Raw genomic sequence first — 22,127 nt, forward strand, 5'->3', positions numbered from 1 at the left:
CTCGGCGGAGCCTTCGACCGCGAGAGGGTCCTGCAGATCCTGAAGGACAGCCGCATCGGCGTCTTCGGCGCGTGTGCGCTCGTCCTCTCGATCGCCGGACGCGCGGCGCTCCTCGCCCGCCTCGGACCCGACGCCGCGTGGGCATGGCCGCTCGTGTCCACCGTGGCCCGCGTCGGGCCTGTCTGGCAGATCGCGGCGCTGCCGTACGTCACGACGGCGGCATCGAGGAGCCGGGCGGTGACGCGCGCGAGATCGCCCCAGGCGCTCGTCGCGACGGCGTGGGCCGCTTGCGCCGGGATCGCCGCGGTGGCGACGCACCGGTTCGACGCCGGGCGGATCGGCGCAGCGTTCGCCGTGGCCGCGGCCGTGACGCTGCTCACGGGATGGCGCTACGCGCGGCGCGTCGGCGGATTCACGGGTGACTTCCTGGGCGCGACCGAGCAGCTCTGCGAGCTCGCCGCCTATGGCGTCCTCGCCTGGGGGAGACCGTGAGCGTCGCGCCCGTCCTCGTCGTCCGTCACGCGCCGGTCCACGTCCCCGGCATCTGCTACGGCCAGCTCGACGTGCCGACGGCGTTGAGCGCGAACGCCGCGGCCGCGGCGGTCCTCGAGCAGCTCGCCCGCGACGGTACGCGAATCACGCGCGTGTGGACCTCTCCGTGGCGGCGGACGCAGGGTCCCGCGACGCGCCTCGCCGACGTGCTCGGCGTGCCGCTCGTCGCCGACGCACGCCTCTCGGAGCTCGCCTTCGGCCAGTGGGAGGGCCGCGCCTACCGGGAGCTCGACGGAGACCCGGCATTCCAGCAATGGATGCGCGAGTGGCGCGAAGCCGCCCCTCCTGGCGGCGAGCGGCTGGCCGAGCTCGTCGACCGAGTCCGCTCCTGGCGCGCGGAGGTGCTGTCGCGTCAGGAGGCTGCCGTGGCGCTGACCCATGCGGGCGTCATCCGCGTGCTCCGGGCCGAGGCTCGCGGCGTGGACTACGACGCGGTCGCCCAGGAGACGGTCCAGCCGTTGATGCTCGAGCGGGTGCGCTAGCGCGTCAGACCTGAGCGAGGCCGCCGTCGACGAAGAGCTCCGTGCCCGCGACGTAGCTGCTCTCGTCCGACGCGAGGAACGACACGGCGTTCGCGATCTCCTCGGGACGCCCGACACGACCCAGGGGCACCCTGTCGCGGTAGAAGTCGGCCAGACCGTCGCTGCCCATCTTCGTGAGCCCCTGGAGCCCTGGCGTGTCGATCGCGCCGGGGCTCACCACGTTCACGCGGATCCGGCGGCTCTTGAGGTCCGTCGTCCACGTGCGCGCGAACGAGCGAAGCGCCGCCTTCGTCGCGCTGTACACGCTCCGGCTGGCGAAGCCCTTCGAGCCGACGACGGACGACAGGAGAATGACCGACGCGCCGCTCGGCAGCAGCGGGAGCGCCTTCTGGACCGTGAACAGGGTGCCTTTGACGTTGATGTCGAAGATGCGGTCGAACTGCTCCTCGCTGATGTCCCCAAGGGCTGCGCTGTCGGCCACCCCCGCGTTCGCGAGTAGGACGTCGATGCGGCCCTTCGCCTCCCGGATGGTGGCGACGAGCCGGTCGAGGTCCGCGAGCTTGGACACGTCGCCCTGGATCGCGACGACGTTCCGGCCGATCTGCGCGACGGCGGCGTCGAGCTCGCCCTTGCGTCGGCCGGTGATGAAGACGTACGCCCCGTCGGCGACCAGCCGCTGGGCCGCGGCCAGACCGATGCCTGTGCTGCCGCCCGTCACGAGGGCGACCTTGCCGTCGAGCTTGCCCATGGTGGGCCTGCCTTTCTCTCTATCGCGTCACACGCGCTCGATGACCGTCGCAATGCCCTGGCCACCGCCGATGCACATCGCGACGAGCGCGGTCTGCGCGCCGCGCCGCTCGAGCTCGTCGAGCGCCGTGCCGAGGAGGATGGCGCCGGTGGCCCCGAGCGGATGGCCGAGGGCGATCGCGCCGCCGTTGACGTTGACGCGCTCGGGATCGACGCCGAGCTTGCGCACCGTCTGCAGCACCACAGCCGCGAACGCCTCGTTGATCTCCCACAGGTCGACGTCGCGCGCGGTCATGCCCGCGGCGCGCAGGGCCTTCTCGGCCGTGGGCGCGGGCGCCGTGAGCATGATCAGCGGCTCGCTGCCGAGGGTCGTCATGGCGCGGATGCGTGCGCGCGGGCGGGCGCCGGTCTCTCGGACGTAGCGCTCGGACGCGAGGACGACCGCGGCGGCGCCGTCGGCGAGGCCGCTCGAGTTGCCCGCGGTGTGGACGTGACGGATGGCCTTCGCTTGCGGGTACGCCGCGACCGCGATCGGGTCGAACGTCTCACCCAGCGCGGCGAACGACGGAGCGAGCGCGCCGAGACCCTCGCGCGTGGTGTCCGGCCGGACGAGCTCATCGCGGTCGAGGACGATCGCGCCCGTGCGCGGATCCCTCACCGGGACCAGAGACCGCGCGAAGCGCCCTTCCTCGACCGCGCGCGCCGCGTGCCGTTGAGACGCGAGCGCGACCTCGTCGACCTCGGCGCGGGAGAAGCCCTCGAGCGTCGCGATGAGATCCGCGCTGATGCCCTGCGGGACCTGGTGCACGCGCTCGCGCAGGCGCTCGTTGCCGCCGTCCTGCGCGCCGCCGTCGGAGCCCATGGGCACGCGCGACATGCTCTCGACGCCCCCCGCGACGACGAGGTCCATCGCACCCGACGCGACGCCCATGGCGCCGAAGTGGACGGCCTGCAGGCCCGATCCGCAGAAGCGGTTCACCGTGGTCCCGGTGACCTCGATGGGCCACCCGGCCGCGAGCACGGCGTTGCGCGCGATGTTCGCGCCCTGCTCGTTGACCTGCGAGACGCAGCCGACGACGACGTCGTCGACGCGGGTCGGATCGACGCTGCCCCGGCGTGCGAGCGCGCCGAGCACCTGCGCGAAGAGCTCCTGCGGATGGATGCCGGAGAGGGTGCCCTTGGCGGGCTTCCCCCGGCCGCGCGGCGTGCGCGCCGCGTCGATGAGGTAGCTGGTCGTCATGACGGCCTCCGTTCAGGCGTCGTTGGATTACGACCATCATATGTCCGACGTACTACGAGCGCAAGGGCCTCACTTGCAGACGCCGTAGCCGGGGAATGCGGGGAGCCCGACGTTCTGCAGGTCGGACTGGTCGTTGGAGCACTGGGCGCCCGGTGCGCACTGGATCTTCTGCGAGTTCGGGTCGCACAGGTGCGACGCACCGTTGAGGCAGGCGGCCGCGCACTTCGCGGCGAAGTGGCCGGCGGCGCACGTGGCGTCCTGGCGCTGATCGATGCAGCAGAGCGCCGTCGGGAGCTGGCAGTCGAGGTCGCTCGTGCACTCGAGCTGCGTCTCGCAGCCGCACTCGGCGTGGGCGCACGAAGCCCCCGCGGCGCCGAGGCAGCAGACCGGCGTCGCACCCGAGCACTGCGTCTGTGGCCCGCACTGGATCGCGAGGCCGGGCCCTCCCTCGACCGAGCCTGCCTCGCCGCTGCCGCCTTCGCCGCCCCCGGCCTCGCCGGAGCCCCCCTCGCCGCCGGGCACGGCGTCGGGGGAGCCCCCGGAATCGTCGTCGCCGCCCGCTTCGCCGCTGCTGCCGCCGGAGTCGGCGCTACCTCCGCTGCTGCTGGCGGTCCCGCCGTCGTCACCCGCGCCGGCGGTCGTGAAGGTGCTGCCCCCGCACGCGACGCTGCATGCGACGACCCACGCGAGAACCCACGCAAGCGAAGGAATCCGCACGATCCCTAATAGTACCACGTCCGGGCGGGCATCAGGCGCGGCCGCGAGCCCACGTCACTGCAGGCGGAACTGCATGGTCCACCGCATGCGCACCCGGGTCGGTCGGCCGCCCTTTTCAGCCGGCGAGAAGCGGTAGCCGCGGATCGCGTCGAGTGCCGCCTGGTCGAAGCCGAACCCCGCGTGCGTGACGATGCGGGCGCTCTCGACCGCGCCCCCCTGCGAGACGATGATCTCGAGAGGGACGTCGGCCTCGACGCCCTGGGCTCGCGCGGCCGGGGGATAGGCGGGCGAGGCGCCGCGAAGGAGCCGTGCGGGCGTCGAGACGCTCTGCTCGGGGGCGGGAGGCTCGGCCTCGCCGCCGCCGTGCGCATCGCCCGCATGCCCGGCGCCGTCGTGGTCGTGGTCGTGGGCGGCCGTCACGTGGCTCGCGACGGGAGAGCCGGATCCGGCCGGGATGTTGAAGTGGGGAAGCTCCTCGGACTCGATGGCGGGAGCCGGGGCTGCGGGCGTCGGATCGACGTGCGGAGCGGGCAGGGGCCACGGAGCGTGCACGTGGACGAGCGACGGATCGTGAGGCGTCCAGTCGTGGCTCTCCGGCACCGGATAGGGGTGCGTGTGCATCCTCGGAAATGCCGGCGCGTGAGCCTCCGGCTCGCGCCTCGCCTCGTCATCGCTCACCGGCTCCGCGGGCTTCTCGGTCGCCACGTCCACCTCGACGGCGCGATCGTCGACGCTGGAGGCGGAGGCCGGTCGCGGGTGCCCCCCGACGGCGACCAGCACGGCCGCGTGCGCCGCGGCGGAGACCGCGAGCATGGCGCCGTGAATCAAGAAGGTGGGAGGGCGAAGCATGGTACTTCGGTGGAGGCGATCCACCTGCGAGGATAACGCGTAAGACCCGGGAGCGGACGCCCTGATTCGACCGAAAATCATCGCGGCAGCCGCGGCCCTCGCGATGGCCTTTGCAGGGTCGCCGGTGCTCGCGCAGCAAGGCCCGCAGCCGCAGATCACGCCGCCGGCGATCCGCGAGCGCGCCGAGGCGACGTACCCGCCCGATGCGCTGCGCGACCGGCTCGAGGCGACCGTCGGGCTCGAGCTCGTCGTCGACGAGCGAGGGCGCGTCGCGGACGCGCGCGTCACGGCTCCGGCCGGCCACGGCTTCGACGAGGCGGCCCTCGCCGCTGCGCGCCGCTTCACGTTCGAGCCGGCCCGAAAGGACGGCGTTCCGATCCGCTCCGCCGTGCAGATGGGATACGAGTTCCACCTGCCGCCGCCTCCTTCTCCACCGGTTCCTCCTCCACCCCCGCCGCCCGTGCCGCCACCTCCCGAGACGCAGCAGGGGCCGGATCAATCGACGCTCGTCCTGGCTCGCAGGCCGCTCAGCGCGGCGTCGTCGTTCTCGGTACAGGACCGCGAGTTCAGCCTGCGCCCGGTGGCGTCCGTGCAGGACATCCTCCGCGTCACGCCGGGCCTGGTGATGGTGCAGCACTCGGGCGGCGGCAAGGCCAACCAGTACTTCCTGCGCGGCTTCGACGCCGACCACGGCACCGACCTGGCGCTCGACCTCGACGGCATCCCGATCAACATGCCGTCGCACGCGCACGGCCAGGGGTTCGCCGACACGAACTTCATCATCCCCGAGACCGTCGAGCGCGTGGAGATCACCAAGGGCCCCTACTTCGCCGACCAGGGCGACTTCGCGACCGCGGGCCGCGTCAACCTCGTCACGCGCTCCGACTTCGAGCACAGCTCGATCGGCCTCGGCTTCGGCGGGTCGCCGGGTCACGGCCAGCCGGAGTACAGGGGCCTGCTCATCGCGAGCCCGCGCTTCTCGGAGTCGACGCGCGCCCTCTTCGCGGCCGAGATCGGCCAGGAGAACGGACCCTTCGACAACCCCGAGGGGTGGAACAAGTACAAGCTCTTCAACAAGGTCACCTTCCAGCTCGCGCCCACGTCGACGCTGGCGATCACCGAGTCGAGCTACGCGGGCGACTGGCACGGATCGGGGCAGATTCCGGCGCGGGCCGTCGAGCAAGGGCTCGTCTCGCGCTTCGGGTCGATCGATCCCGCCGAGGGGGGCGACACCGCGCGCCATCAGCTCTCGGTCGCCTACCGGATGCGGCCCACCGAGGGCAGCGAGCTCCGCGCCCTGGTCTACGCGGGGACGTACCGCTTCAACCTGTTCTCGAACTTCACGCTCTACGAGAACGACCCCGTGAACGGCGACGAGATCGAGCAGATCGACCGCCGCACCTTCTACGGCGGCCAGGCGAGCTACCGCGTGGTGAACGCGATCGGGCGCGTCAGGTTCGACACGACCCTCGGCGCGCAGGTCCGCAGCGACGACGTGCACGGGGAGCTCTGGCACACGCGCGCGCGCACGCAGCTCTCGCAGACGCGCGGCGACGACGTGCACGAGACGCTCGCCGGCGCCTACGTGAACGAGGAGGTGACGCCGTGGCCGTGGCTCCGCATCGACGGCGCCCTGCGGTCGGACTTCCTCGCGTTCGCCGTGGACAACCGCGTGCAGGCCGACCCGACGCAGCCGCCGGCGAGCGGCGTGGGCGGCGCGCAGCAGCTCAGCCCGAAGGCGAGCGCCGTCCTGACGGCGATCGACCGGCGTGCGGCGCAGGTGGAGGCGTACGTGAACTTCGGCGAGGGCTACCACACGAACGACGTGCGCGGCGCCTTCGCGAGCCCGGCGATCACGCCGATCACGCGCGCGGTGGGCGAGGAGGTGGGCGCGCGCGGCCGCTTCCTCGGCCGGTGGGACCTGGCCGCGGCGCTGTGGCGACTCACGCTCGACAACGAGACCACGTGGGACGGCGACAACGGGACGACGAGCGTGAGCGACCCGACGGAGCGCTACGGCCTCGAGATCGAGACGCGCTTCGAGATCACGCCGTGGCTCGCGGCCGACGGCGACGTGACCCTCACGCACTCGCAGTTCAGCACCGACCGCGAGAACGGCGGCGGCCTGGCGCTGGCCCCGCGGCAGACGTGCTCCGGCGGGCTCTCGGGTCGCCACGAGCTCGGACCGGGCGTCGCGCGCGCCGGGCTGCGCTTCTACGGCATCGGGAACCGTTCTGCCTCGGAGGACGGCGTGATCACCGCGCCGGGGTTCACGCAGGTCGACCTGCACCTCGGGTACCGGCACAGGCGCTTCGACGTCGCCCTCGACGTCCTCAACCTCCTGGACGGCGACTTCCGCTCCGCGCAGTTCGACACGATCAGCCGCCTTCGCACCGAGCCGGCGATCGGCACGCCGCTCAACCGACTGCCGCCCGGCTTCTCGTGCGGTAGCAACAGCCGCGTCGCGGTCGCCCCCGGCGGGGGCTTCGGTGGGTGCGAGGGCGTCGACTTCACGCCGGCGTTCCCGTTCACCGCGCGCGTGATGGCGACGCTCTACATCGACTGACGGCGCCGAACCGCGCCGGCCAGCGAGACGACCTGCTCGCCGGGGCCGAGGTCGGAGCGCTTGATGGTGACGTGCGACTGGGTCTGGCTCGGCCAGATCTCGAAGCCGGGGGCGATGGGCGTCCCCGACGCGAGGCGCAGGCGCACGCGCGTCGGGTCCCGGTCGGGATCGAGCGCCAGCAGCGTCACTTCGTCGCGCTCGTCGTCGTGGACGACGTCCACGGCGTCGCCGGCGCACAACGGGAGGCCGTCCCGCGCGACGGCCGGCAGCAGCGTCACGCCCGACTGCCCCACGACGACATCCTCGACGACGAGTAGCGGAGTCATCCGTGCGAAGCCCACGATGGGATCCTAGCGGCGCGGTCGCGACGCGTCATGCCCCCCGCGCGGAGCTTTGTCGCACTCGTCACGACGACGTTCACGGGCGGCCACGATGTCGCCGATCGCCGCCGATAGCCTATCCCCATCGTGACAGTTCTGAAACATCGTGAGGCTTCACCGCTCGAAAGACTGTTTCCGCGCGATGGTTCCGGGAGAGGGTTCTCCTTGGAGCGCGACGAAGCCGAGAAGCACGGATCGGCGGGGGGCCACAAAGTCGGTGACGTCGGTCGCTACCGCCTCATCGCGGAGCTGGCGCGCGGCGGCATGGGCGTCGTCTACCTCGCGCTCGTCCGGGGTCCCGGGGGCTTCAACAAGCTGTTCGTGCTCAAGGTGCTCAAGGGGCACCTCGCCGAGGATCCGAAGCTCGTGCACATGTTCCTCGACGAGGCGCGGCTGTCGGCGAAGCTGAGCCACCCCAACGTCGTGCAGACGATCGAGGTGGGGAGCGATCGCGGGCACCACTTCATCGCGATGGAGTTCCTCGACGGGCAGTCGCACCACCGGCTCCTCGCGCGAGGCCGGCGCACCGGGGCGTCGTTCCCGCTGCACTACCACCTGCACGTCCTGGCGCAGGTCCTCGAGGGGCTCCAGTACGCGCACGGGCTGACCGACTTCGACGGAACGCCGATGAACCTCGTGCACCGCGACGTCTCGCCGCACAACGTGTTTCTCACCTACGACGGGCAGGTCAAGCTGCTCGATTTCGGCATCGCGAAGGCGCTCGACACGACGAACGACACGCGCACCGGGATGCTCAAGGGCAAGATCGCCTACATGGCGCCGGAGCAGGCGACGTCCGAGCCGGTCGACCGGCGCGCCGACCTGTTCGCGGCCGGCATCATGCTCTGGGAGGCCGCGGTCGGCGACCGCATGTGGAACCGCTCGCTGAACGACCTGCAGATCCTCCACGCGCTCATGAACGGGAACATCCCACGCCCGCGGGACGCCAAGGCCGACGTGGATCCGCGGCTCGAGCGGATGATCCTCAAGGCGACGTCGGTGAAGCCCGGCGAACGCTACGCGAGCGCGTCCGAGATGCAGGGCGACATCGAGGCCTTCATCAAGGGGATGGGCGTGCCGCCCTTCGGCGCGCGCGACCTCGGAAGGCTCGTGAGCGACGTGTTCGCCGAGGAGCGCAGCCAGATCAAGGGCGTCATCGAGAGTCAGCTCCGCCTGCTCCGCGGCACTTCGTCCGGGGAGTACGCGAGGATCGACATGCCGCAGCTCTCTCCGCTGACGGCGCCGTCGGGCACCCCGTCGGGCATGCGGCTCTCTGCGGCCATGGACGCGCCGGCCGAGGCCACGCGCAGCGCGGCGGACTTCGTCGCGCCTCTCGGCGGCGTGGGGGCGGTGCCGGCGCCGGCTCGTCGCTCGGTGGGGGCGATCGTCGTCGTCCTCGTCCTGGGCGCGGTCATCCTGGCGGGGGCTGCCGCCGCGTTCCTGCTGCGGGGCCGTCTGCCGGGCCCCACCGAGTCGTCGGCGGCGTCGATCGCGTCGACCGCGGCCGCCTCCGCGTCCGCCGGTCCTGGAGCGTCCGTCGTCGCGGCGGCCGTGCCGCCGGCAGCGGCCTCCGCGCCGGCCACGACGGACGCCGCTGCGCCCGCGGTCACCAGGACCGAGACGCCCTCGCCGACTCGCCAGGTCTGGGGCCCGCGCGCGGTCGCCGTGGCGCCGGCGCAGCCGCCGGTCGCCGCGACGGCGCAGCCTCCGCCGCCGGCATCCGCGGCGCCGCAGCCGGTGTCACCGCCGCCTCCCCAACCGACCGCGTCGCACGTGCGGCAGCAGATCGACACCAGCAACCCGTACGGCCACTGAGGATGACGCGCATGAGAGCGAGACGAGCGACGTTGTTCCTGGTTGCGACGGCGGGTCTCTACGGTGCCGCTGCGCTCGGATGCAACGTGCTGCTCGGCACCGGATACGTGGTCGGCGCGGACGACGGCGCCGTGGGGCAAGACGTCACGACGGGCCCCGACGGGGCGGAAGCGGAGGCCTCGCCCTCCGGCGGCGACGGCACCACGTTGGACGCGGGGGTGGATGGAGACGCGTGCCCGTCGAACGCGCAGACGAAGTCGCAGCTCGAGTCGACGTGCACGAACGCGACGTGCAAGCCGTTCGACAACGCCGCCCGCAACACGAAGTGCGACGAGGCGGGCGCGGCGTGCCCGCAGGTCCAGCCTGCGCCCGAGGCGGGCGCACCCGAGGCCGGAGGCTCCGAGGCCGGCGCGTCCGACGCCGGCGCCTCCGACGCCGGAGGCACCGACTCGGCGCCGCCCGTGGACGCCGGGCCCACGCTCCCCTCGTGCTTCGCGCTGCCTCACGGGCCCGCGGGAGGCACGCTGCCGCAGCCGGTCGTCTACGCCACGGGCTCCACGGCGATCCAGCCCTACATGGCGCGCGTCGCACAGGTCCTGGAGAGCCTCTCGATCGAGACGGTCGTCTATCTCGGGGCCGGGTCCTGCTTCGGCGTGAACGCGATGCTCAGCCCGGGGGCCTACCCGCTCAAGGCCATCGGCGCGACGGCGACCTACTACGACCCGGCCCTCGACACGAACGGCAACGTTCAGCAGGGGACCTGCGCGATCGACGATCCCGCCAAGCTCGCAGACCTGGGGATCTCGGACGTCTTTCCGACGACGTGCGTGCCCGACGAGCAGAGTTGCGAGGATGAAGCCCGTCACGACGTGGAATGCGTGCGCTGCGACCATCGACGGGCCGCATTGCAGGCACGGCAATGTCCAGAGCAGCGCGAATACCATGGTGGCGACCGCGAGCCAGCGCCACAGCCTGATTCGGGCCAAGCCGAACGCCGCCGCGGTGACGACCGCGAGGTAGAGGTACAGTGCCCAGAAATCGGGCTTCTCGGAAGAAACCAGAACAGGTGTGGCGAAGGCGGCGGCGATGCCAAGGCCCGCCAGCGCCGGTCCGTGCAGCAAGGCCGCGGCGAGCGTGGAAAGCGCCACCAGTCCGAGCAAAATGAAGGCGGTCGCGGGCGCGAGAAAGTCGTACAGCGCATAAGCCGCATAGACCGTCGCGAAGGCCACCGCAGTCCCGGCCGCGGTCAAGATCGCGGGGATATTCGCGATCGGCAGGGCCGCAATGGCGGAGCTATTTTCCTTGCGCCGCGTCCATTCGCCAGCAGCAAGCAAGGCAAACGCAAATACGCCGCCGAGCAGGGTTCGTACGCCGGGCCCGAGCAGCCCGGCATCGATCGAGTAGCGAACCATGAAGAAGCCGCCAAGCGCCAGGGTCAGGCCGCCCAACCAGACCACCCAGCGGGTGCCAACGCGCTCCTCGAAGCCGGGCGGGGCTTGCGGGAGGGGCGGGGGCACCGCCGTCGTGACGCCGATGGCGTCGTTCGGCGTTTCGGGCTCGGCCTCCTGGAGGCGTGAGGCTTGTTCAGTCACGGCTGCTGTTGGCGGGGCTTCGGCCGCAATTGGCGGCGATGGGGCCGCGAGCGTTTGCTCAAGCTCGTCAAGCGCGGTGAGCGGCGGCGGGCCGGGCCTCGCCTGCAGCCCGGCCGCCTCGATCGCGTCCAGTCGCGCGCGCAGCGCCGCGGCCTGATTGAATGTCTTACGCGCGACAATGAGCGCGACAACGGCAATCACCAGCGTCAAGAAGTCAAACATCAAGCCTCCCGGCGATCGGCCCGGCGTCTGGGCCTACCGCGTCAAATTTCTTAGCCGCTTTCGAGATCGTTGCCTCAGCCTGCCGCGCCTACTGAGTGTGATTTCCGGCGACAAAAGTTCAAGACGCAGGTCCAGTATTTCAGCCTGGCTCGGCCGTACGACCGCCGTTGCCCGACGTCATTCGAGATCGATGCGGAACGGCCGGCCTTCGACCGTCATGCTGCCGGGACCCATGGTGTCGAGCGCACGCAGCATCCGCCCCTCGCGCCCCAGCGCCTTGTCGGCGAGGCTCACGATCAATCGGTTCGGCGACGCGATCGGGGAGGCGGCGCGGATCTGCCTTGCGATCGAGATCTCGTCGCGATGCGGATTGAGCGCGCAGACTGCGGCAAAGGCGCTCGCGGTCGAGCGGCTGATGCCGGCATAGCAATGGACGACCAGCGGTGCGCGGCGGTCCCAGCCACGCACAAAGTTCAGGACCTGCTCGATGTGCGAATCCGACGGCGCGACAAAGCCGTCCAGCTGTTCGGTGATATCGTCCATCTGCACCTTCAGATGATTGGCCGGCAGCACGGACACCGGCCGCTGCACCTGATCGACATTGGCCATCACCGTGAGCACATGACTGGCGCCGACCGCCTTGACGGTGTCTGGGAGGGCGGCGAGCGAGCAGACGTGAATCATGATGGTCCCTGGGTTATCTCGATTATAGGATGTAGGGTGGGCAAAGCGAAGCGTGCCCACCCCAATTCGTTTTGATTTGGCGGGTGGGCACGGCGCGAGCGCGCCTTTGCCCACCCTACGTTATCAGCGCCTTGAACCTCGCCAGAAACCGCTTCTCGGCCTTGGCTGCGGTCCAGGGCGTCAGGTAGTCCCGCCGCGTCGCCGGCGGCAGACCGGGATCGCGGCCGAACAGGCGTTTTGCTTCGGCCTGTGCAAAGCCTGCAAGTTCCGTCGCTTCGAGGTAGGCCGCGCCCCTGTCGGCAGCCTTGATCTGACGCTCGATCTCCGGCGCCAACACCGGCGGTAGTCCGAAGCGGATGTGGATCGCCGACAGCAGCCGTTTCTCGACAGCCTTGTAGTCCCCGCCAAGCACGGCCTTGAACGGCGAGATCATGTCGCCGATGACATATTCCGGAGCATCGTGCAGCAGCGCGGCAAGCCGGTATTTGAGGTCGACCCGCGGCGTCTGCTCGCGCATCACCGCCTCGACCAGCAGGGTGTGTTGCGCCACCGAAAAAATGTGCGCGCCGTGGGTTTGTCCGTTCCATCGCGCCACGCGCGCCAGGCCGTGGGCGATATCGGCGATTTCGATATCCAGCGGCGAGGGGTCGAGCAGATCGAGCCGCCGCCCCGACAACATGCGCTGCCAGACCCGGGCGGTCGCCTTGTCCACGGGCGATTTTCTGGCCGTCATTTGATTTTGAGACGGGGACTGCGACGCTTTCCGGCGCAGCTTTCATGGCAAAAACACGTGACCAGATGGTCGTTGACCATGCCGGTGGCCTGCATGAAGGCGTAGACGATGGTGGGGCCGACGAATTTGAATCCGCGCGACGCCAGTTCCTTCGACATCTTGATCGACAGTGGGGTCGACGCCGGAACGCTGGCCGTGGTCTTGAAATGGTTGACCTTCGGCCGGGCATCGACGAAATCCCAGATGAATTTCGAGAAGCCGGGGCCGTCTTCCATGATCTTCAGATAGGACTTCGCGCTATTGACCGCGCCCTCGATCTTGGCGCGGTTTCGCACGATCCCGGCGTCGTTCATCAGGGCGTGGACTTTTTTCGCGTTATAGCGCGCGATTTTCTCGGGCTGGAAATCGTCGAACGCCTTTCGGAAATTGTCGCGCTTGCGCAGGATCGTGATCCACGACAAGCCGGCCTGGAAGCCGTCGAGGATAAGCTTTTCATACAGCGCCCGATCGTCATATTCCGGCACGCCCCATTCGGTGTCATGATAGGCCATGTAAAACGGATCTTCACCCGGCCACGGGCATCGGGCCTTGCCGTCGGCATGAAGGCGCGCCGTTCTCGTCATGCCACGGTCTGCTTCGGGTTGGACCGCAAGTCATCCGGCTCGGCAAGGCGGATGGCAAGGCCACCCGATGTCAGCGGTGTGCCGGCGGCAAGCGCGTCGGCGACACGATCGATCCTGATCAGCGCAAGACCGTGGTGGCCCGCGGCCGAACCCATGGTGCCGACCGGTTTGTCGCCGGCGAGAATCGCAGCGCCCGGCTCCGGTGCCGGGCCGTCAAGAATGATCCGGACCGTTCGCGTGCGCGCGGTGCCGCGATGCTGCGTCCGCGACACCACCTCCTGGCCGACGTAGCAGCCCTTGTCGAAATCGACGCCGTGTAGCCGGTCCATGTTGGTTTCGTGCGGAAACGCATCGCCATAGATGAAGTCCAGCCCGCCGCGCGGAACGCCTGTCGCGATCCTATGGGCGTCATAGGCCGTACTATCGACCATTTCCGCACCGATCAGATCGGCGGCTTTTTGCGCGAGTTCCTCGGGAACCAGTATCCGCCAGCCGAGCGCGGCGTTGCGCGGATCGGCGAATGCGAGATCCGGCTTCAGCGCGGGATCGCCATCCCAAGCCGCGAGAACACCGAGGCTGTCGGACAGATTTTCGACCCCGACCTTGGCCCGCAGCTTATAGAAGCCAAGCTTGTCGGCGAGACCTTGCGCGAGCGCCCGCGGGCAGTCGATCAGAAAACCGCCGCCATCGCCGGAAGGCGCTTCGGTGATCAGAAAATCTGTCGTTATCTTGCCCTGCGGCGTCAGCAACGCCCCGAACCGCCCCAGCCCTGGTCGCAGCAGCGTCACGTCCGTGGTGAGGAGGCCGTTGAGAAAGTCGCGGGCGCCTTCGCCGCTGACCTTGACCACGCCGCGGTCGGGTAGAAACGCTGCTTTCATGCCAGGTTCTCTTGCCAGGTCTCTTGTGAATTCCCAAGTCTCTTGTGAATTCGCTTCGGGTTTCTTTGGAGTTTCCTGGGGAAACGCCCGTGTCCGATATCACATCGGAACGTAAGACGGTAAGGTGCTGGGAACAAGGCCCGCGCGACTGCCAGTTCCGTGCAGCGGCTACCGAGGACCCAAGAATAGCGCCATGAATCAGCGATTTGATACCATTCTAAAATCCGGCACCGTGGTCAATCAGGATGGCGAGGGCGTGCGTGATGTCGCCGTCGCCAATGGCCGCATCGTTGCGATCGGCTCCCTTGGACAGGCTTCCGCCGCCGAGGTGATCGACTGCAAGGGCCTCCATATCCTGCCGGGCGTGATCGATACGCAAGTGCATTTTCGCGAGCCGGGCCTGTCCCACAAGGAGGATCTCGAAACCGGTTCGCGCAGTGCCGTGATGGGTGGCGTGACGGCCGTGTTCGAAATGCCGAACACCGATCCCTTGACCGTCACGGAAGCGGCTTTCACCGACAAGGTGAAACGTGGCCGTCACCGCATGCACTGCGACTTCGCGTTCTTCATCGGCGGCACCCGGGACAACGTGGCCGACTTGCCCGAACTGGAACGCGCGCCCGGCTGCGCCGGCGTCAAGGTGTTCATCGGCTCATCGACCGGCGCGCTATTGGTCGAGGATGACGAAAGCCTGCGCCGGATTTTCGAAGTGATCCGGCGCCGTGCGGCGTTTCATGCCGAGGACGAGTATCGCCTCAACGACCGCAAACCCCTGCGCGTGGAGGGCGATCCGCGCTCGCATCCGGTATGGCGCGACGAGACCGCGGCGCTGATGGCGACGCAGCGTCTCGTCAAACTCGCGCATGCAACCGGAAAACGCATTCACGTGCTGCATATCTCGACCCGGCAGGAGATCGAGTTTTTGCGGGATCACAAGGATGTCGCTTCCTGCGAGGCGACGCCGCATCACCTCACGCTGGCGGCGCCGGAATGTTATGAGCGGCTCGGGACCCGCGCGCAGATGAATCCGCCGGTGCGCTCGGCCGACCACCGCGAAGGCATCTGGCGCGGCATCGAGCAGGGCATCATCGACGTGCTCGGCTCCGACCACGCCCCGCATACGCCTGAGGAAAAAGACAAGACCTATCCGGCCTCTCCCTCCGGCATGACCGGGGTGCAGACATTGGTTCCGCTGATGCTCGATCACGTCAATGCCGGGCGTTTGTCGCTGGCGCGTTTCGTCGATCTCACCAGCGCAGGCCCCGCGAGAATCTACAACATCGCATGCAAGGGCCGGATTGCGGCGGGCTATGATGCCGACTTCACCATCGTCGATCTGAAGCGCAGCGAGACCATCACCAACCAATGGGTGGCCTCGCGCGCGGGCTGGACGCCCTATGACGGGGTGCGGGTTACCGGCTGGCCGGTCGGCACGTTTGTGCGCGGCCGGCGGGTGATGTGGCAGGGAGAGATAGGAACGCCATCGACCGGCGAGCCGGTGCGGTTTCTGGAGACGCTGAAGGCGTAAGGATTACTGCTTCGCCAGCGCGGTCGAAAACTCGCCATTGCGGACGCGGACGGGAAGGCCTTCCACGAATTTGGCCACGGCGTCTTCGCCGTAGGTCCCGACCAGTTCGGCGAAGGCTGCAAACAGGCTGGCTTGCGCCAGGCAGTCGCCGTCGACGCCATCGTGCCGCGCCTCCGCCCAGGCTTCGCTGAGATAGCTGAGCGCGGCCTGTTTTTGTTCGTGATCGGGCAACGGATCGCGGGCGGTGGTGAAGGAGACTGGATGGCTCATGAAACTCAGCAGGCTGTGCGCGCGGGTCCAGGGCGGAACGCGTCGAATAAGTGACGTTTAGCATGCGGTGCGGGGCCGCCTAGGCCACTTCTTTAGGAAAGGTTAACGGGCACGCGCGAACCTGACCCGATCGACCAAAAATCGAATTTTTTCGGAAAAACGGCTAGTTGGCGTAGCGGGCAGTCAGATCCCGCGAAATCTTCGAGCCCTCATCGATATACCTGCGGATCGCGACGGAAGCCGCCGGCGTGCAAGTGCGGTAGGTCTGCTGGAAGCCGTTATAGCCGCGGTTGAAGCCTGCGATCATGCGTGCACGACGCTCGCCCGAGGGGGTTTCGGCATCGATCAGCGCCTGCATTTCATTGCGCCATTTGCCGCCTTCATTGCTGCCGCAAATCCCCCGCAGGTAGTGCAGCGTGCCGAGAATCTCGGCCAGCCGCTGCAGGTCGCCGTCGAACGGCGCAGCCGCGTCCTGGGCCCGCGCTGGGCCCGCGATGCACGTCGAGAGAACAATAAAAGCGGCCAGAAAATACTTGGGCATGGGCCCGCACGATATGCCTTTTCGATGCGCAGGAAGCAAGGCAGGTGGCGCGCGCGGGCGGGAGTTCGTGTCAGGCGTCGACCAGGCGGCGGGCCGACTGGATGACCTCCTGCAGGCCGTCGGTGATCTTCAGCTCACCAAGGGCGTCCGGTGCGAGCCATTGGTGGTCGTCGAGCTCATCGTTCAGGACCACCTCGCCGCAGCTCCAGCGCGCGGCGAACGACATGATCAGATAGTGCCCGCCGCCGCTGGTTTTCGGCATCACCTCGCGCCACGCGGCGAGGTCGACGATCCCGATCTTCAGCGCGGTTTCCTCAGCCACTTCGCGATGCAGGGCGGCATGAAGGGTTTCGCCAAATTCGACCCGGCCGCCCGGCAGCGAATAAAAACCCCTGGCCGGCGATCCGGCGCGACGCACCAGCAGGATCTTGCCATCGCGAAAGATCGCCGCGCTGACGGCCAATTGGGGATGGGAGGGCTGCACGGGGGACGCCAAGGCATGATCCCGAAGGGGAAACCGGTGTTTCGGATGAGATCATGCCTCATCAATAAGCCGGGGTCCAATTCGACGCCGTCGATTGGACCCTGGCCGTCAATGGGTCATGATGTAGTCGACATCGGCCTCGGTGCCGCCGTTGATGATGCCGCCAGCCAGTGCCACCAGCGGCTTGACCCAGCCGGTGGCCTGTTCAGCCAGTCTGGCGCGGGTCTTGTCCTGACGGGCTTCGCGCATCGCCTCGCTCACCGCGGTGAGAATCGAGGTCATGGCACTGGTGATATTGTCGAATTCGGCGCGGATGTTGGCATCGGCGGAATTATAGGCTTCGATTGCAAGATCCCGTGCCTTGAAATGGGAGGCCGTGAAATGTTCGGCATAGGACAGCGGCCGCCAGCCGAGAAAATCCTCCACGCATTCCGGCACGTCCGGAACCATCTCCAGCAACATGATGGCTTCGTTGAAATGGTTCAGGTAGTCGGTGGCGAGGCCGGTGCGGGGATTGATATTGGCCGCGCGCAATTGGGCGGCCCGCGCCTTGCTATCAGGACGCGGCTGGGGCTCGGATAGTGCAGGGTTAGCAGCCGATGTCATCTGCGCCAGTTTTAACGCTGGGAGTTAAAGGGTGCTGAACATTCTAGCCGTCTGGATAACAGAATGTGTGGACGCTTTGTAATCACCTCGCCGCCGGAGGCCCTGCGGCAGATTTTTGGCTATCTGGAGCAGCCAAACTTCCCGCCACGGTTTAATGTTGCTCCGACTCAACCCATACCTGTGATTGTCATCGAAAACGGCCACCGGCATTTTCGCTTGATGCGCTGGGGCCTGCTGCCCGCCTGGGTCAAGGACCCCCGTAAGTTTAGCCTATTGATCAACGCGCGCGCGGAGACGGTGACGGAGAAGCCCGCCTTCAAGAACGCGATCAAGCGGCGTCGCTGCCTGATCCCGGCGGACGGCTATTATGAGTGGCAGGCTTCCGGACGGCACAAACGGCCTTATTTTATCCATCGCCGCGATGGCGCTCCGATCGGGCTGGCGGGGCTCGCCGAGACCTGGATCGGCCCGAACGGGGAGGAACTGGATACGGTGGCGATCGTCACGGCGCCCGCCAGCGCCGATCTTGCCGTGCTCCATCACCGCGTGCCCGTGACGATCGCGCCCGACGACTTCGAGCGCTGGCTCGATTGCGGCGCGCAGGATGTGGACGCGGTGATGTCGCTGTTGAGGGCACCTGATGAAGGCGAGTTCGTCTGGCATGAGGTTTCCACCAGGGTCAACCGCGTCGCCAATGACGATGCGCAACTGATCCTGCCGATCACGGCGCAAGAGCGTGAGGCCGAGCAGCCGAAACCGGCGAAGAAAATGAGCCCGCGCAAGCCGGCGCCGGCCGCACCCGATGACGGGCAGGGGTCGTTGTTTTAGGCTGTTACCGCGAGCAATTGCTTCAGCTTGTTGACGGCGCTGTCCGGCGTGGTGAGGACCGGCCGGCCCGATGCCTCGGCGACCAGCGCCGCCGCCGGCGCCATGCTGTATTGCGCGAGCGCAATCAGGTCACAGTCGCGCAAATCGCGTGAGGCCTGCGCGACCAGGCGATCGTGTTCGGCGCGGTCACCGCGATCCAGCGCCGCAAGTGCTCCGTCCGCCAGTTTCGGCACGATCTGGATGGAACGGGGGAATTCGCTTGGCATCGACTGCAGTGTCGGCGGGAACGTCGAGAGCAAGCCGATCCTGTGGCCGCGCGCGGCCGCCTGCTCGATCATGGCTTCATTCGGCTTGAGCACCGGCATCGGCGCTTGCTCGCGCGCGACGGCCTCGATGCAGGGACCGAAGGCTGAACAGGTGAACAGGATCGCGTCAGCGCCGGTGGAGGCCGCGTAACGTCCGAGCGTCAGGAATCGATCGGTCATCGCCGAGGTGAGGTGGCCGTCGCGCGCCACGTCGGCCGACAGGCTGTCGTCGAGCAAGTTCATCAATGTCGCGTCCGGCCAGAGCCGGGCGAACGAGGCCTCGATCGGGACGATCGAATGTTTCAGGGCGTGGATGAGAGCGATGCGCATCTTGTTCAATCTGGCTGTGGGCTGACGCGGTCAATCAATCTATACGGCGAACTGCGGCGTGGTTAGCCGGTGGGCATCACCGGAAAAATATTCAGTGCCGCGTATTGTAGCAGCATGATGGTCTTGGCGTCGACTATGCGGCCATCCCGGATCATGGCGAGCGCCTCACCAATCGGCAACTCCAGCACCTCGATCTCCTCGCCCTCGGAGGCGATGCCGCCGCCGCTACCGATCCGCATCGCTGGTTCATATTCGGCGACAAAGAAGTGCAATTTCTCGGTCACCGCGCCGGGGCTCATGAAGGCTTCGAAAATCTTGCGGATCTCGCCAAACCGATAGCCGGTTTCCTCTTCCGCCTCGGCGCGAATTCGCGCTTCCGGCGATTCGTTATCCAACATACCCGCCGCGGCCTCGATCAGGAGGTCGTCGTAGCCGTTGACGTAAGCCGGGTAGCGAAACTGCCGCACCAGCACCACCGTGCGCTGCTTGAGATTATACGGCAACAGCGTTGCGGCATTGCCGCGGTCGAAGGTCTCGCGCGTCTGCGTTTGCCACTCGCCATTGGCACGCCGCCATTCGAAAGTGGTGTCCTTCAGCGTGGCGTAATTGTCGGACAGCACGCGGACATTCTTGACGCGGATGCGGTCGGAGACGGTCATGAACCTACAGCACCTTGCCGGGGTTCATGATTCCGAGCGGATCGAGCACAGCCTTGATCGCGCGCATCAGCTCGATGGCGACCTTGTCCTTGACGTCAGGCAGTTCGTCGCGCTTGAGCACGCCGATGCCGTGCTCGGCGGAAATCGATCCGCCCATCCGCAGCACGATGTCGAACACCACCGTGTTGACCGCGTGCCACTGGCCGAGGAAATCCGCGGCGTTGGCGCCCAGCGGCTGGCTGACATTGTAGTGGATGTTGCCGTCGCCGAGATGGCCGAACGGCACCGGCCGCGCGCCGGGAATCAGTTTGACCACGGCCGCATTGGCTTGCTCGATGAAATCGGGCACGGCTGCGACCGGCACGGAAATGTCGTGCTTGATCGAGCCGCCTTCCGGCTTCTGCGCCGCGGACATCTCGTCGCGCAGTTTCCAGAACGCCGAGCGCTGGCTCAAATTCGCGGCGATCACAGCATCATCGACGATGCCTTGCTCCATTCCTTGCGCCAGGATCGATTCCAGCGCGGCGCGCGCGTCATCGCGCGAGGATGACAGCTCCATCAGCACGTACCATCGATGCTTGCTCCCCAGGGGATCGCGGATGTCGATGCCGTGGCGCACGCTGAAATCCACCGCGATGTCGGCGAGCAGCTCAAAGCTGGTGAGACTTCCCGCGGCCTCGTTCTGTGCGATCGAGAGCAGCTTGAGCGCATCCGCCGGCGATTTGAGGCCGACAAAGGCGGTTTCCACCGCGCGTGGCTTCGGGAACAGTTTCAGCGTTGCCGCGGTGATGATGCCGAGCGTGCCCTCCGCGCCGATGAAGAGGTTGCGCAGATCATAGCCGGTATTGTCCTTCTTCAGCTTCGACAGGCCGTTGAGAATGCGCCCGTCCGCCAGCACGACTTCCAGCCCGAGCGCCATCTCGCGCGCCACGCCGTATGCCAATGCAGCGGTGCCGCCGGCATTGGTGGAGAGGTTGCCGCCGATGGTGCAGCTTCCTTCGGCGCCGAGCGACAGCGGGAACAGCCGGTCCGCCTCGGAGGCCTTTTGCTGCGCGATCTGCAGCACCACGCCGGCTTCGCAGGTCATGGTGTTGGATGCGGTGTCGATATCGCGAATCTTGTCGAGCCGCCGCGTCGACACAACGACCTCGCCATGATGCGGGGTCTGGCCGCCGACCAGGCCGGTGTTGCCACCCTGCGGCACCAGCGCAATTCGATGCTCGGTGGCGAGCTTGCAGATGGCCGAGACTTCGGCCGTCGAACCCGGCCGCAACACTAATGGAGACCGCCCGTGAAACAGGCCGCGTTCCTCGGTGACGTAGGGTGCGATGTCGGACGCCTCGGTGACCGCGTATTTTTCGCCGACGATGGCGCGGAATCGCGCGATCAGTTCCGGTGGAAGCGGGGCTGCGGCGGGCGGAACGATATTCATCTCAAGTCTCTCGCGCCCAATTGCTCTGTTGCGCTTGCCTAATATCCTATCGCCCCATCGCGGCGCGGCGCAGCCGGTCGTTGATCGCTTCGCCGAGCCCGTGATGCGGCACCGGCATGACCGCGATGGCTCGCGCGCCTTTGCTGTCGAGTGCGCGAAGATAACCGAAAAGATGGGTGGCCGCCTCGTTGAGGTCGCCGCGCGCGGACAAATTCATCACCGCAGTCGCCGCGTCAACTCCCGGCATTGCATTCGACCCAAACGCCAGCAGCGCTTCTCCGGCCTCGACCGTTTCGGCATTGAGCCGTACCTGCGCGCGCGGCGCATAATGTGACGCCAGCATGCCCGGCGCCAGGGGCTGGCCGGTGTCCTGATCGGGATCTTGCGGCGGCCGCGCGAGCGGCCGGCCCAGCACGCGCTCGATCTCGCCGCGCGGCAGCCCGCCCGGCCGCAGCAGGATCGGGGCGTCAAAACAGCCGACAATGGTGGATTCGACCCCGACCGTGACCGCGCCGCCGTCGACGATCAGGTCGATCCGACCCGCCAGGTCGCTTTGAACGTGCGCCGCAGATGTCGGCGAGACATGTCCCGACAGGTTGGCCGAGGGCGCCACCACAGGACCTCCAAAGGCGCGCAGGATGGCCCGCGCGACGGGGTGGGCGGGAACCCGGACCGCGATGGTATCGAGCCCGGCGGTGGCGAGATCGGCCACTGCGCAGTCTTCTGTCTTGGGCAGCACCAGCGTCAGCGGCCCCGGCCAGAACGCCTCGGCGAGCTTGGTCGCGGTTGGGTCAAAACGGGCAATCCGCTCGCCCGCGGCGGTATCCCCGACATGGGCGATCAGGGGATTGAACGAGGGCCGGCCCTTGGCCTCGTAAAGCCGTGCAATCGCCGCAGGATTGGTGGCATCGGCGCCGAGGCCATAGACGGTCTCGGTCGGGAACGCGACCAGGCCGCCTTCCGCAAGGCAGCGCGCCGCCGCGGCCACGGTGGCCTCATTCGCCGGCCAAATCTGCGTTTTCAGGCCCACTTTCACGGGGATTGACGTCCTCAATTCGGCTTCT

The 22,127-nt window shown here is 68.0% G+C and carries 23 protein-coding genes and 1 pseudogene; 6 read left to right on the top strand and 18 right to left on the bottom strand.

The features are described from left to right. Together E8A46_RS27975 and E8A46_RS27980 are read left to right on the top strand one after the other, a co-directional pair. A partial coding sequence (locus E8A46_RS27975) for an adenosylcobinamide-GDP ribazoletransferase (protein ID WP_291568094.1) occupies positions 1 to 492 on the top strand: 492 nt, incomplete at its 5' end. Beyond that, positions 489 to 1,034: a histidine phosphatase family protein gene (locus E8A46_RS27980; protein WP_291568096.1), complete on the top strand. Its 546-nt coding sequence runs from the start codon at positions 489 to 491 to the stop codon at positions 1,032 to 1,034. The genes E8A46_RS27975 and E8A46_RS27980, both read left to right, overlap by 4 nt. A gap of 4 nt (positions 1,035 to 1,038) precedes the next feature. Here the strand turns inward: E8A46_RS27980 and E8A46_RS27985 are convergent, their stop codons facing one another. The 4 genes from E8A46_RS27985 to E8A46_RS28000 form a co-directional block, all read right to left on the bottom strand. Then, the gene (locus E8A46_RS27985; RefSeq protein WP_291568100.1) at positions 1,039 to 1,782 is read right to left on the bottom strand and encodes a glucose 1-dehydrogenase; all 744 of its coding nucleotides are present in this window, start codon (positions 1,780 to 1,782) and stop codon (positions 1,039 to 1,041) included. A 27-nt stretch (positions 1,783 to 1,809) separates the two neighbouring features. Further along, positions 1,810 to 3,021, bottom strand: coding sequence for an acetyl-CoA C-acetyltransferase (locus E8A46_RS27990; RefSeq protein ID WP_291568102.1), 1,212 nt, complete (start codon positions 3,019 to 3,021; stop codon positions 1,810 to 1,812). A gap of 69 nt (positions 3,022 to 3,090) precedes the next feature. After that, positions 3,091 to 3,756 carry a hypothetical protein gene (locus E8A46_RS27995; RefSeq protein ID WP_291568105.1) on the bottom strand — a complete coding sequence of 222 codons (666 nt, stop codon included), beginning with the start codon at positions 3,754 to 3,756 and terminating at the stop codon, positions 3,091 to 3,093. Positions 3,757 to 3,792: 36 nt separating this feature from the next. After that, the gene (locus E8A46_RS28000) at positions 3,793 to 4,551 is read right to left on the bottom strand and encodes an energy transducer TonB (RefSeq protein ID WP_291568106.1); all 759 of its coding nucleotides are present in this window, start codon (positions 4,549 to 4,551) and stop codon (positions 3,793 to 3,795) included. Positions 4,552 to 4,711: 160 nt separating this feature from the next. Here E8A46_RS28000 and E8A46_RS28005 point away from each other — a divergent pair, with 160 nt between their 5' ends. Beyond that, positions 4,712 to 7,153: a TonB family protein gene (locus E8A46_RS28005; protein WP_291568107.1), complete on the top strand. Its 2,442-nt coding sequence runs from the start codon at positions 4,712 to 4,714 to the stop codon at positions 7,151 to 7,153. On the opposite strand, the gene E8A46_RS28010 is transcribed toward E8A46_RS28005, so the two are convergent. After that, complete coding sequence (locus E8A46_RS28010) at positions 7,141 to 7,494, bottom strand: hypothetical protein (RefSeq protein WP_291568109.1); 354 nt, start codon at positions 7,492 to 7,494, stop codon at positions 7,141 to 7,143. The genes E8A46_RS28005 and E8A46_RS28010 overlap by 13 nt on opposite strands. Positions 7,495 to 7,698: 204 nt before the next feature. On the opposite strand from E8A46_RS28010, the gene E8A46_RS30520 reads away from it, so the two are divergent. After that, positions 7,699 to 9,348: a serine/threonine-protein kinase gene (locus E8A46_RS30520; protein WP_363252732.1), complete on the top strand. Its 1,650-nt coding sequence runs from the start codon at positions 7,699 to 7,701 to the stop codon at positions 9,346 to 9,348. An 833-nt stretch (positions 9,349 to 10,181) separates the two neighbouring features. Here E8A46_RS30520 and E8A46_RS30525 read toward each other — a convergent pair. From E8A46_RS30525 to E8A46_RS28040, 5 genes and pseudogenes are all read right to left on the bottom strand, one after another. Further along, positions 10,182 to 11,162: pseudogene (locus E8A46_RS30525) on the bottom strand (DUF2339 domain-containing protein); the annotation flags it as partial. A gap of 177 nt (positions 11,163 to 11,339) precedes the next feature. Beyond that, a complete protein-coding gene (locus E8A46_RS28025) occupies positions 11,340 to 11,846 on the bottom strand; it encodes a protein-tyrosine phosphatase family protein (protein ID WP_291568111.1) in 507 nt (168 codons plus the stop codon). A gap of 115 nt (positions 11,847 to 11,961) precedes the next feature. Next, positions 11,962 to 12,579 carry an HD family hydrolase gene (locus E8A46_RS28030; protein WP_291568113.1) on the bottom strand — a complete coding sequence of 206 codons (618 nt, stop codon included), beginning with the start codon at positions 12,577 to 12,579 and terminating at the stop codon, positions 11,962 to 11,964. Beyond that, positions 12,576 to 13,202, bottom strand: coding sequence for a DNA-3-methyladenine glycosylase I (locus E8A46_RS28035; protein WP_291568114.1), 627 nt, complete (start codon positions 13,200 to 13,202; stop codon positions 12,576 to 12,578). The genes E8A46_RS28030 and E8A46_RS28035 overlap by 4 nt, the downstream gene beginning before the upstream one ends. Next, positions 13,199 to 14,080: a folate-binding protein gene (locus E8A46_RS28040; RefSeq protein ID WP_291568117.1), complete on the bottom strand. Its 882-nt coding sequence runs from the start codon at positions 14,078 to 14,080 to the stop codon at positions 13,199 to 13,201. The genes E8A46_RS28035 and E8A46_RS28040 overlap by 4 nt, the downstream gene beginning before the upstream one ends. Positions 14,081 to 14,273: 193 nt before the next feature. On the opposite strand from E8A46_RS28040, the gene E8A46_RS28045 reads away from it, so the two are divergent. After that, positions 14,274 to 15,608, top strand: coding sequence for a dihydroorotase (locus E8A46_RS28045; RefSeq protein WP_291568119.1), 1,335 nt, complete (start codon positions 14,274 to 14,276; stop codon positions 15,606 to 15,608). Positions 15,609 to 15,611: 3 nt separating this feature from the next. On the opposite strand, the gene E8A46_RS28050 is transcribed toward E8A46_RS28045, so the two are convergent. From E8A46_RS28050 to E8A46_RS28065, 4 genes are all read right to left on the bottom strand, one after another. Continuing rightward, positions 15,612 to 15,878 (bottom strand): hypothetical protein, encoded by a 267-nt coding sequence (locus tag E8A46_RS28050; protein WP_291568121.1) that lies wholly within the window; start codon positions 15,876 to 15,878, stop codon positions 15,612 to 15,614. 163 nt (positions 15,879 to 16,041) lie between these two features. After that, positions 16,042 to 16,419 (bottom strand): TIGR02301 family protein, encoded by a 378-nt coding sequence (locus E8A46_RS28055; RefSeq protein ID WP_291568123.1) that lies wholly within the window; start codon positions 16,417 to 16,419, stop codon positions 16,042 to 16,044. Positions 16,420 to 16,489: 70 nt separating this feature from the next. Continuing rightward, positions 16,490 to 16,915 (bottom strand): NUDIX domain-containing protein, encoded by a 426-nt coding sequence (locus tag E8A46_RS28060; RefSeq protein WP_291568125.1) that lies wholly within the window; start codon positions 16,913 to 16,915, stop codon positions 16,490 to 16,492. Between the two features lie 96 nt (positions 16,916 to 17,011). Then, positions 17,012 to 17,509, bottom strand: a complete 498-nt coding sequence (locus E8A46_RS28065) for a hypothetical protein (RefSeq protein ID WP_291568126.1) — start codon at positions 17,507 to 17,509, stop codon at positions 17,012 to 17,014. Between the two features lie 63 nt (positions 17,510 to 17,572). On the opposite strand from E8A46_RS28065, the gene E8A46_RS28070 reads away from it, so the two are divergent. Beyond that, the gene (locus E8A46_RS28070; RefSeq protein WP_291568128.1) at positions 17,573 to 18,337 is read left to right on the top strand and encodes an SOS response-associated peptidase; all 765 of its coding nucleotides are present in this window, start codon (positions 17,573 to 17,575) and stop codon (positions 18,335 to 18,337) included. On the opposite strand, the gene E8A46_RS28075 is transcribed toward E8A46_RS28070, so the two are convergent. From E8A46_RS28075 to E8A46_RS28090, 4 genes are all read right to left on the bottom strand, one after another. Continuing rightward, complete coding sequence (locus tag E8A46_RS28075) at positions 18,334 to 18,972, bottom strand: aspartate/glutamate racemase family protein (RefSeq protein WP_291568130.1); 639 nt, start codon at positions 18,970 to 18,972, stop codon at positions 18,334 to 18,336. The two genes, E8A46_RS28070 and E8A46_RS28075, sit on opposite strands and share 4 nt — an antisense overlap. A 62-nt stretch (positions 18,973 to 19,034) precedes the next feature. After that, positions 19,035 to 19,631: an NUDIX domain-containing protein gene (locus E8A46_RS28080; RefSeq protein WP_291568133.1), complete on the bottom strand. Its 597-nt coding sequence runs from the start codon at positions 19,629 to 19,631 to the stop codon at positions 19,035 to 19,037. 4 nt (positions 19,632 to 19,635) lie between these two features. After that, entirely contained in the window at positions 19,636 to 21,063 is a 1,428-nt protein-coding gene (locus tag E8A46_RS28085; protein WP_291568135.1) for an FAD-binding oxidoreductase, read from the bottom strand. Positions 21,064 to 21,109: 46 nt separating this feature from the next. Further along, positions 21,110 to 22,099 carry an L-threonylcarbamoyladenylate synthase gene (locus E8A46_RS28090; RefSeq protein WP_291568137.1) on the bottom strand — a complete coding sequence of 330 codons (990 nt, stop codon included), beginning with the start codon at positions 22,097 to 22,099 and terminating at the stop codon, positions 21,110 to 21,112. Positions 22,100 to 22,127 lie beyond the last annotated feature (28 nt).

The organism is Bradyrhizobium sp. (assembly GCF_004799445.1).
In the GTDB taxonomy this organism is placed as follows: Bacteria; Pseudomonadota; Alphaproteobacteria; order Rhizobiales; family Xanthobacteraceae; genus Bradyrhizobium.

Bases quoted from the DNA above. Each gene is read 5' to 3' on its own strand.
- E8A46_RS28065 (WP_291568126.1), bottom strand. From the start codon at position 17,509: ATGACATCGGCTGCTAACCCTGCACTATCCGAGCCCCAGCCGCGTCCT.
- E8A46_RS28025 (WP_291568111.1), bottom strand. From the start codon at position 11,846: ATGATTCACGTCTGCTCGCTCGCCGCCCTCCCAGACACCGTCAAGGCG.
- E8A46_RS28030 (WP_291568113.1), bottom strand. From the start codon at position 12,579: ATGACGGCCAGAAAATCGCCCGTGGACAAGGCGACCGCCCGGGTCTGG.
- E8A46_RS28070 (WP_291568128.1), top strand. From the start codon at position 17,573: ATGTGTGGACGCTTTGTAATCACCTCGCCGCCGGAGGCCCTGCGGCAG.
- E8A46_RS28055 (WP_291568123.1), bottom strand. From the start codon at position 16,419: ATGCCCAAGTATTTTCTGGCCGCTTTTATTGTTCTCTCGACGTGCATC.
- E8A46_RS28050 (WP_291568121.1), bottom strand. From the start codon at position 15,878: ATGAGCCATCCAGTCTCCTTCACCACCGCCCGCGATCCGTTGCCCGAT.
- E8A46_RS27990 (WP_291568102.1), bottom strand. From the start codon at position 3,021: ATGACGACCAGCTACCTCATCGACGCGGCGCGCACGCCGCGCGGCCGG.
- E8A46_RS28000 (WP_291568106.1), bottom strand. From the start codon at position 4,551: ATGCTCGCGGTCTCCGCCGCGGCGCACGCGGCCGTGCTGGTCGCCGTC.
- E8A46_RS28040 (WP_291568117.1), bottom strand. From the start codon at position 14,080: ATGAAAGCAGCGTTTCTACCCGACCGCGGCGTGGTCAAGGTCAGCGGC.
- E8A46_RS28085 (WP_291568135.1), bottom strand. From the start codon at position 21,063: ATGAATATCGTTCCGCCCGCCGCAGCCCCGCTTCCACCGGAACTGATC.
- E8A46_RS28080 (WP_291568133.1), bottom strand. From the start codon at position 19,631: ATGACCGTCTCCGACCGCATCCGCGTCAAGAATGTCCGCGTGCTGTCC.
- E8A46_RS28035 (WP_291568114.1), bottom strand. From the start codon at position 13,202: ATGACGAGAACGGCGCGCCTTCATGCCGACGGCAAGGCCCGATGCCCG.
- E8A46_RS28045 (WP_291568119.1), top strand. From the start codon at position 14,274: ATGAATCAGCGATTTGATACCATTCTAAAATCCGGCACCGTGGTCAAT.
- E8A46_RS28075 (WP_291568130.1), bottom strand. From the start codon at position 18,972: ATGCGCATCGCTCTCATCCACGCCCTGAAACATTCGATCGTCCCGATC.
- E8A46_RS27985 (WP_291568100.1), bottom strand. From the start codon at position 1,782: ATGGGCAAGCTCGACGGCAAGGTCGCCCTCGTGACGGGCGGCAGCACA.